We start from the raw sequence: 9,911 nt of genomic DNA on the forward strand, positions 1-9,911 counted from the left end.
TATACCTCTAACGCAGCAATTTAAGACGCGCCGTGCGCGACTTCAGCCGGGAAATGGCGATGCCAGGCGTCAAAACCCCCGTCGACGCTATACACCTGGTCGTAACCTTGCTGCAGCAGATATTGCGCTGCCCCTTTGCTGCTATTGCCGTGATAGCACATCACCAGCACCGGCGTTTCAAAATCGGTTTGTTGCATAAAAGCCACCAGACGATCGTTAGTCAGATGAAACGCGCCCGGCGTATGGCCCATCGCAAAGCTTTGTGGATCGCGGATATCAACTAACACAGCGTGTTTTTGCTGCAACTTCTGGTGCGCTTCTTCCACACCAATACACTCAAAAGTTTCCATGGTTATGCTCGTCATAATATTGAATCGGCTTGCGCCATATTAAGGGAATCTGCCCTCTGGCCGCTGATATTAACGCCATTATGTTATCCATATCACGCAGTAATGTTTTTTTTTCGTTACAAAGCGCGCACGGACTTGCTAGTATGAGCGATAACGAACATATTTGAACTTTAACGAAAGTGCGTGAGGGTGACATGGAAACTAAAGATCTGATTGTGATTGGCGGAGGAATTAACGGGGCAGGTATCGCCGCTGACGCCGCAGGCCGTGGTTTATCCGTGTTGATGCTTGAAGCGCAAGACTTGGCGAGTGCCACCTCTTCAAACAGCTCGAAATTGATTCACGGTGGCTTGCGTTACCTTGAGCATTACGAGTTTCGTTTGGTGAGTGAAGCTTTAGCCGAGCGCGAAGTGCTGCTGAACATGGCTCCTCATATCGCTTTCCCGATGCGTTTTCGTCTACCACACCGCCCGCATCTGCGCCCGGCATGGATGATTCGTATTGGTCTGTTTATGTACGACCATCTCGGTAAACGTACTAGTTTGCCTGCGTCCACCGGTTTGCGTTTTGGTGCAGATTCAGTTCTAAAATCGAATATTGTGCGCGGTTTCGAATATTCCGACTGTTGGGTTGATGATGCGCGCCTGGTTTTAGCCAACGCGCAGATGGTGACGCGTGAAGGCGGTGAGGTGAAAACCCGTACCCGCGCAACCCGCGCTCGCCGTGAAAACGGCCACTGGGTTGTTGAAGCACAAGATATTGATACCGGTGAAACGTTCACCTGGCGTGCTCGCGGTCTGGTGAACGCCACTGGCCCATGGGTGAAAAACTTCTTTGACGACGGCCTGCAACTGCCTTCGCCATACGGCATCCGCCTGATCAAAGGCAGCCATATTGTGGTGCCACGTGTGCATAACCAGAAGCAGGCTTACATTCTGCAAAACGAAGATAAGCGCATCGTGTTTGTCATTCCGTGGATGGATGAGTTCTCCATTATTGGCACCACTGATGTGGAATATAAGGGTGACCCGAAAGACGTCCACATTGATGACAATGAAATTAACTACTTGTTGGATGCCTACAACGCGCACTTTAAAAAGACGCTAAGCCGCGACGACATCGTCTGGACTTACTCCGGCGTGCGTCCGCTGTGTGATGATGAGTCAGATTCACCGCAAGCTATCACCCGTGATTACACCCTCGATATTCATGATGAGCAGGGCAAAGCGCCACTGTTGTCAGTGTTTGGCGGCAAACTCACCACTTACCGTAAGCTCGCAGAACACGCACTGGATAAACTGAAAGGTTACTACCCAAAAATGGGGCCAGCATGGACTAAAGGCAGTACCTTGCCGGGTGGCGATATTAACGGTGACCGTGATGATTACGCCGCTCAACTGCGCCGCCGTTACCCGTTCCTGACAGAAAACCTGGCGCGTCGTTTCTCACGTACTTATGGCAGTAACAGCGACTTGATTCTGGGCCGCGCAACCAGCGTCACTGAGTTGGGTGAAGATTTCGGTCATGAGTTTTATGAAGCGGAATTACGTTACCTGGTGGAGCATGAGTGGGTGCGTGGCGTTGATGATGCTATTTGGCGTCGTACCAAATTAGGGATGTGGTTGAGCGAAGAACAGCAGGCGCGGGTGGCGCAGTGGCTGGTAAAGCGGGGCGGTAGGGCGAAGTTGTCTTTGGCATCGTGATGTTAATGGTGGATGACGCTTGCGCTTATCCACCCTACAACACCTTTCCCGTAGGGCGGATAAGCGTAGGCGTCATCCGCCAGTTTTATTTCAGAAGCTAAACCCCATACCCCATCATCTTCAGTAATTTCTGCGCATGTAACACCGCATCCTGGCGATGTGCGACACCGAGCTTCTGATACAAATTTCGAATGTGCGTTTTAATCGTCGTGGCTGCTACATCCAGCTCACCGGCGATTTGCTCATTGCTGTAGCCTGAATAAATCAGCCCCAATACTTGCCATTCGCGTTGTGTCAGTGGACTGGTGCGAATAAGCTCCGGCACTTCAGGGTGCGTCAATAAACGGCTAACAAAGTTTTCATCGAAATGGGCGAACTTATGGCGATGATGCTGGTTAATCTCACGCAAAATGCGCTGCGCACGATGTTGATCAAGTTCAGGTAGCGTATTGAGTTGAATCAACTGGCGTAATTGTTGCGCCATCGCTTCGCCCTCAATCACAAAGTGGCTGATAAAACCGGTGCGGTTAGCCAACGCTAGCGCTTCCAGTAACACGCGCTGAGCATCACTTTTACGCCCGGCCTGCCAGTAAAGCTGGTTTAACAGCAGCAGGTTACGGTTAAGATCGCTCATCAAACGCAGGCCGCGAGCATTTTCGTTTAACTCTTCCAGCACCATTTCGGCGGGCTCGAAATCACTCAGTAAAATCTGCGCTCGTGCAATATTGCGCCACTGGCTTTGCAGGAAATGGTTATTGGCAAACTCGGGTTTCGGCGTCAGGCGTAACCAGTTGGCGGCAGATTGTTTATCACCGGTCATTTGCCAGTAAATCACCCGCACTTTGTCAGCGTTGGATACCCAATCGCTGTGGAATGAGCCATTGCCCAATAAGTTTTCCAGGCGGTTCAGGTGATTACGGGCGTTATCCAGATCCCCTCGCGCCAGCGAGCATTGCACTAACAACGCCATGCATTGTAATTGCTGCTGCGGCTGGTAACCGGAAAGTACTTCCAGGCCCATGCGTGTTGATGCTTCGGCTTCGTCGAGCCGCGACCACGCCCACAGCAATTGTGCGCGAATGCGTAGCAGAAATTCGTGGAGCGGGAGTTGCTCAAGGTGCTGCTCTTCAATCAATGTGAAGGCTTTCTCTTGTGCTTCCCAGGCTGACTGCAGGAAACCTTGCGCCAGTAGAATCTCGCTTTGCTGGCATAAACCCCATAACGCGTAATGCCACATATCGTGGCGACGTGCCATTTGTTCGGTTTGCTGCATCACAGAAAGCGATTTAGTCAGCTCACCTTTGCAATGCAACACTTCGCCGTGGACCGACGTCGCGACAATACGGCTGTAGAAACTGGCCAGCGGTAGTGTGTCCAGGGCGATCATTGCCAGCCGTTCGGCTTCTTCCGGATTGCCGTCGTTAATCGCCACCTGGGCACGTAACGCATTGAATTCACCGTGCATGGTTTCATCCATTACGACATTCATTTCCTGCTCGGCACGCGCCAACAACATGTTCACTTCGCTATAGCGATGCTGGCTTTGCATCAGCCACGCTTGCAGCAAAACAAGTTTTGGATTTTCCAGCAGGCTTTCCCACGGTAACGCTTTTAAAGATTCTTCCAGCAACGCTAGTTCGCTGTGGTTAAACAGCGCCCAGGCGTGAGTGAGCAAAATATCGCGCAGCAGGCTGGCGTCGCCTGCGGCCAGAGCATGGTGAATGGCTTCGCTTGGGAAACCCTGCGCCATCCAGCTTTCTGCTGCGGCACGATGGATTTCCGGGAGCTCAGTCGCCAGTTCCCACTGGCAACGCTGGCGCAAGAAATTGCCAAACAGCGGATGGAAACGGAACCACTCGCCGCTGTCATCCATGCGTTGAATGAATAACCCCTGACGTTCGGTTTCTTCGAGGCGCATCTGGCCGTTTTCTTCACCCGTGACACGCACAATCAACGCGTCATTCATCGAACGCAGAATCGAGCTGCGCAGCAGGAAGTTACGGGTTTGGGGATCGACATTATCCAGCACTTCATCGGCCAGATAATCAGACAAATGGCTGGCGTTAATCCCCGAAAGCCGACGTGCAGAATGCTGTGCTGAGGAGTTACTGCTTTGCCGTGCGGAAAGCGCAATAAGTTGCAGCGCGGTCGCCCAACCGGCGACGTCATCACACAGGCTATTGCTCTCGGTATGTTCGAGTGGTGAATTGAGCCGATGGTCGAAAAACTGTTTCGCTTCATTATGGGTAAAAGCGAGTTGTTGGCTGCCGATTTCCAGCAGTTGATCGCGCACACGCAAATTGGCGATGCCGAGCTGTGGCAAATTACGCGACAGTACCAGCAGCGTCAGGTTTTCTGGCTGGTGGCGGATGAAAAAGCGCATCGCTTCGTGAATAACCGGGTTGGTAATCAGATGGTAATCATCAATCACCAGGAACAGCGGGCGATGCCACTCCACCATTTCAATGAATAGTTGTGCGAACAGAGCCGTTAAGCTCGAGTACTGGCGTTTTTGCACCATCACTTCGCTGGTCACACAATGACCGGACGTTGCTTGCTGAATGGCCGCTATCAAATAGCTGGCAAAACGTTCTTGCTGGTTATCACTCTCATCCAGAGAGTACCAACCCAGCTCTTTCTTCCCTGCTGCCCATTGAGAAACAAGGGTCGTTTTCCCATAACCCGCCGGGCTGGTTATCAGTGCCACACGATAATTATTGGCTGTTGATAATTTCATCAATAGCCGGTCGCGGACCACTGTATTTTCCAGACGTACTGGACGACTTAATTTGGAGGGGATCAGCATGGGTCTACCACTTCACTGTGTAAGAAATATGTACGAATGTGATTTTTTTTACGCTTCGTAATTAATACTTACTACAAAGTCGACCAGTTTGCGGGTTATTGCAAGATTGTTGAGGGTTTGAGGCGTTGTAAGTTGCTCCTGGTCACAAATCTATTGATTAGATGAATTCAATTGTGAAATGTCGGTGTCTGAAGTGAAAACCCAGAGCTGGTGGGCGTTTCAGCTAACAGCGGCTCACTTTTAGTGGCAGCGGTCACATTTTTAGCTACTCCCCGCAACTCCTCCCTCCGTAATGCCCCTCAGGAGGAGGAATTAGCCCAGGCCACCCGTCACACTAGCGGGTAATGAAATTAGAACATCACAGGACCCGAGCCCCTATGTCACAGACGACCTTCAATAAAGCACAATTTCAGGCTGCACTGACACGTCAGTGGCAGCGATATGGGCTGCATTCAGCCGCCGAAATGACCCCGCAACAATGGTGGCATGCTGTCAGCGGTGCGCTGGCAGAATTACTGGCCGCGCAGCCGGTAGCGAAACCTGAAAAAAATCAGCGCCACGTTAACTACATCTCGATGGAGTTTTTGATTGGTCGCCTGACAGGTAACAACCTGCTGAACCTGGGCTGGTATCAGGAAGTAGCGGATGAACTGAAAGCGTTTGATATCAACCTGAGCGATTTGCTGGAAGCAGAAACCGATCCGGCATTAGGTAACGGTGGCTTAGGGCGCCTGGCAGCGTGTTTCCTGGATTCCATGGCCACCGTCGGCCAGTCGGCGATTGGTTACGGCCTGAATTACCAGTACGGTCTGTTCCGTCAATCCTTCAAAGATGGGCAGCAGATGGAAGCGCCGGACGACTGGCATCGCGGCAGCTATCCCTGGTTCCAGCACAACTCCGCACTCGACGTGCAAGTGGGTGTTGGCGGTAAAGTGGTTAAAGACGGCAAAACCGTGCGCTGGGAACCGGCGTTTATCTTCCACGGTGAAGCCTGGGATTTGCCGGTGGTTGGCTACCGTAATGGCGTAGCGCAACCGCTGCGTTTGTGGCAGGCGAAACACGCCCATCCATTTGATTTAACTAAATTCAACGACGGCGATTTCCTGAAAGCAGAACAACAGGGTATCGACGCTGAAAAACTGACCAAAGTGCTGTACCCGAACGACAACCACCTGAACGGCAAGAAATTGCGCCTGATGCAGCAGTATTTCCAGTGCGCATGTTCGGTGGGCGATATTTTACGCCGCCACCATTTGGCTGGCCGCAAGCTTGCAGAACTGGCTGATTATGAAGTGATTCAGCTTAACGATACCCACCCGACTATCGCCATTCCAGAACTGCTGCGTGTGCTTATCGACGAGCACCAGATGAGCTGGGACGACGCATGGGCCATCACCAGCAAAACCTTTGCTTACACCAACCACACGTTGATGCCTGAAGCGCTGGAATGTTGGGACGAGAAACTGGTGAAAGCGCTGCTACCGCGCCATATGCAGATCATCAACGAAATCAACACCCGCTTTAAGAAACTGGTGGATAAAACCTGGCCGGGCGATGAAGCGGTGTGGGCGAAACTGGCGGTGGTGCATAACAAACAAGTTCGCATGGCGAACATGTGCGTGGTCAGTGGCTTTGCAGTGAATGGTGTTGCCGCGTTGCACTCTGATTTGGTGGTTAAAGACCTGTTCCCGGAATATCACCAACTGTGGCCGAACAAATTCCATAACGTCACCAACGGCATTACACCACGCCGCTGGATTAAACAGTGCAACCCGGCACTGGCGGCATTGCTCGATAAAAAGCTCAAGAAAGAGTGGGCTAACAATCTCGATGTGCTGGAAGGGCTGGAAAAATACGCCGACGACGCGAAATTCCGCAAAGAATACCGCGATATCAAATACCAGAACAAAGTGAAGCTGGCGGCGTTTGTGAAAGCGCGTACCGGCATCGTGATAAGCCAGGATGCGTTGTTCGACGTGCAAATCAAACGCCTGCACGAATACAAACGCCAGCACCTGAATTTGCTGCATATTCTGGCGCAGTACAAAGAAATCCGCGAGAACCCAACAGCCGCCCGCGTACCGCGTGTGTATCTGTTCGGCGCGAAAGCAGCACCGGGTTACTACCTGGCGAAAAACATTATCTTTGCCATTAACAAAGTGGCACAGGCTATCAATAACGATCCGATCGTTGGCGATCGGTTGAAAGTGGTATTCCTGCCGGATTACTGCGTTTCTGCGGCGGAAGTGATGATCCCGGCGGCGGATATTTCTGAGCAAATCTCGACTGCGGGTAAAGAAGCGTCTGGTACCGGCAACATGAAACTGGCGCTCAATGGCGCGTTGACAGTCGGTACGCTGGACGGTGCAAACGTCGAAATCGCCGAGAAAGTCGGTGAGGAAAACATCTTTATCTTCGGCCATACCGTGGAAGAAGTGAAAGCGCTGAAAGCCAAAGGCTACGACCCGGTGAAATGGCGTAAGAAAGACAAAGTATTGGATGCGGTGCTCAAAGAGCTGGAGAAGGGCGTTTATAGCGATGGTGATAAACATGCCTTTGACCAGATGCTGCACAGCATCGGCAAACAAGGCGGCGACCCGTATTTAGTGATGGCCGATTTCACGACGTATGCGGAAGCGCAAAAACTCGCGGATGCACTGTATCTCGACCAGGATGCCTGGACACGCGCCGCCATTCTTAACACGGCACGTTGCGGGATGTTCAGCTCCGACCGCTCGATCCGTGATTATCAGCAACGTATCTGGCAGGCAAAACGCTAAGGGAACGCATGGACAGCAAACGTCTTGATAACGCCGCTCTTGAGGCGGGAATTAGCCCAAACTACATTAACGCCCACGGCAAACCGCAGGCTATTCCTGCGGATACCAAGCTGCGTTTGCTGGAAGCCATGAGCCGTCCCACCACCTTGAAAAAGGTGGCGGTGACGCCAGTGCCAAATGTGCTGGTGTTTACCTCCGGCTCGCGTTTGGCAACACTGCTGGAAGGCAACGGCGATTACACCTGGCAACTGACCGCCGAAGATGGCAAGCAGCATAAAGGGCATGCTCTGGCTGGCAAAAAGCTGGTGCTGCCTGCTGCACTGCCGGAAGGCTATCACGACCTGACAGTCAGCCAGAATGAGCATCACTGGCAATGCCGGGTGATTGTTGCGCCAAAGCGTTGTTATGAACCTGCCGCACTGATGCAGGATGAAAAGCTGTGGGGCGCGTGTGTGCAACTCTACACCTTACGTTCCGCGCATAACTGGGGCATTGGTGATTTCGGCGATTTGCAGCGCATGCTGGTGGATGTTGCGAAGCGGGGCGGGGCGTTTATCGGCCTGAATCCTATTCACGCGCTGTATCCTGCGAATCCAGAAAGTGCCAGCCCGTATAGCCCGTCATCGCGCCGTTGGTTGAACGTGATTTATATCGACGTGAACGCGGTGGATGATTTCTTGCTGAGTGATGAAGCGCAAGACTGGTGGAAAATGCCGGTCACGCAGCAAATGCTGAGTGAAGCCCGTGACGCGCAGTGGGTAGATTATTCAACCGTTACCGTACTGAAAATGGCCGCGCTGCGGATGGCGTGGAAGCAGTTTTCACGGCGCGGTGCGCGTGACGAACACGTTGTTTCATTCCAGAAGTTTGTGCAGGAAGGCGGCGATAGCCTGTATTACCAGGCAGCATTCGATGCGCTGCATGCATATCAGGTCAAAGAAGATGAAATGCGTTGGGGCTGGCCGGTCTGGCCGGAAGGTTTCCGCGACGCGCATAACCCAGAAGTTAAAGCTTTCTGCACCGAACACAGTGACGAAGTGAATTTCTATCTGTGGCTGCAATTCCTGGCTTACACCCAGTTTGAAGCGTGCTGGCAAACCAGCCAGGGCTTCAAGATGCCGATTGGTTTGTATCGTGACCTGGCGGTTGGTGTGGCAGAAGGCGGCTCGGAAACCTGGTGTGACCGTGAACTCTATTGCCTGAAAGCCTCGGTGGGTGCGCCACCAGATATTCTTGGCCCGCTCGGCCAGAACTGGGGTTTACCACCGATGGACCCGCATGTGATTGCGGCGCGTGCCTATCAGCCGTTTATCGAACTGCTGCGTTCGAACATGACTAGCTGCGGTGCACTGCGTATCGACCATGTTATGTCGATGCTGCGTTTGTGGTGGATCCCGTATGGTGAAACCGCGGATAAAGGCGCTTACGTGCATTATCCGGTGGACGATTTGCTGTCGATCCTCGCGCTGGAAAGTAAGCGTCATAACTGCATGGTGATCGGTGAAGATCTGGGAACCGTGCCGGTGGAGATCGTCGGCAAGCTGCGCGACAGCGGAGTTTATTCGTACAAAGTGCTCTATTTCGAGCATGACAACGAAAAGCAGTTCCGCGCGCCAAAAGCGTGGCCGAAGCAGTCAATGGCGGTTGCTACGACTCACGATTTACCGACACTGCGCGGTTACTGGGAAAGCGGTGATTTGACGCTGGGTAAAACGCTTGGCCTGTATCCTGATGAAGAGATGTTGACTGAGCTGTATCAGGATCGCGAACGTGCCAAACAAGGTTTGCTGGAGGGGCTGCATAAGTACGGTTGTCTACCTAAACGCGCAGGGCATAAAGCCTCGTTGATGGCGATGACGGCAACGCTTAATCGCGGGATGCAGCGTTATATTGCCGACAGCAACAGCGCGTTGTTGGGGCTACAACCGGAAGACTGGATTGGCGTGGCCGAACCGGTGAATATTCCGGGCACCAGTTATCAGTACAAAAACTGGCGGCGCAAGTTATCGACCTCGCTTGAGGCGATGTTCGCAGACGAAGAAGTGAATAAGTTGCTGAAGGATTTGGATAAGCGGCGTAAGAAAAGGTGAAGGTGTAATACGCCCTCACTCTAGCTCTCTCCCCTGGAGCTTTCTCTTATACACATCTTTGAAGGGCGGTTCCTGCCAATTCGGAGAAGGTTCCGTTCACCAGGCGATTGAATGTTTATGTCGCCACAGAACCGGTGAACGTCTTAGGGTGGCCACCGTCGCCACCCTAAGAACCCTGACTC

Annotated in this window: 5 protein-coding genes; 3 read left to right on the forward strand and 2 right to left on the reverse strand. The window is 52.5% G+C overall.

Translation table 11 applies throughout. The features are described 5' to 3' along the window. Positions 1–20: 20 nt before the first annotated feature. On the reverse strand, positions 21–350 hold the full coding sequence (gene glpE, locus MES37_RS14185) for a thiosulfate sulfurtransferase GlpE (protein ID WP_064542753.1): 330 nt from the start codon (positions 348–350) through the stop codon (positions 21–23). Between the two features lie 194 nt (positions 351–544). On the opposite strand from glpE, the gene glpD reads away from it, so the two are divergent. Further along, positions 545–2,053: a glycerol-3-phosphate dehydrogenase gene (glpD, locus tag MES37_RS14190; RefSeq protein WP_064542756.1), complete on the forward strand. Its 1,509-nt coding sequence runs from the start codon at positions 545–547 to the stop codon at positions 2,051–2,053. A 97-nt stretch (positions 2,054–2,150) separates the two neighbouring features. Here glpD and malT read toward each other — a convergent pair whose 3' ends face one another. Then, positions 2,151–4,859 (reverse strand): HTH-type transcriptional regulator MalT, encoded by a 2,709-nt coding sequence (gene malT, locus MES37_RS14195; protein ID WP_121814751.1) that lies wholly within the window; start codon positions 4,857–4,859, stop codon positions 2,151–2,153. A gap of 377 nt (positions 4,860–5,236) precedes the next feature. Between malT and malP the strand changes: the two genes are divergently transcribed. Further along, complete coding sequence (gene malP / locus MES37_RS14200; RefSeq protein ID WP_237931806.1) at positions 5,237–7,639, forward strand: maltodextrin phosphorylase; 2,403 nt, start codon at positions 5,237–5,239, stop codon at positions 7,637–7,639. 8 nt (positions 7,640–7,647) lie between these two features. Next, entirely contained in the window at positions 7,648–9,729 is a 2,082-nt protein-coding gene (malQ, locus tag MES37_RS14205; protein ID WP_064542765.1) for a 4-alpha-glucanotransferase, read from the forward strand. Positions 9,730–9,911: the final 182 nt, after the last annotated feature.

The organism is Buttiauxella sp. S19-1 (assembly GCF_022134725.1).
In the GTDB taxonomy this organism is placed as follows: domain Bacteria; phylum Pseudomonadota; class Gammaproteobacteria; order Enterobacterales; family Enterobacteriaceae; genus Buttiauxella; species Buttiauxella ferragutiae.

Coding starts and splice junctions, on each gene's coding strand:
- glpE (WP_064542753.1), bottom strand. CDS start 350: ATGGAAACTTTTGAGTGTATTGGTGTGGAAGAAGCGCACCAGAAGTTG.
- glpD (WP_064542756.1), top strand. CDS start 545: ATGGAAACTAAAGATCTGATTGTGATTGGCGGAGGAATTAACGGGGCA.
- malT (WP_121814751.1), bottom strand. CDS start 4,859: ATGCTGATCCCCTCCAAATTAAGTCGTCCAGTACGTCTGGAAAATACA.
- malP (WP_237931806.1), top strand. CDS start 5,237: ATGTCACAGACGACCTTCAATAAAGCACAATTTCAGGCTGCACTGACA.
- malQ (WP_064542765.1), top strand. CDS start 7,648: ATGGACAGCAAACGTCTTGATAACGCCGCTCTTGAGGCGGGAATTAGC.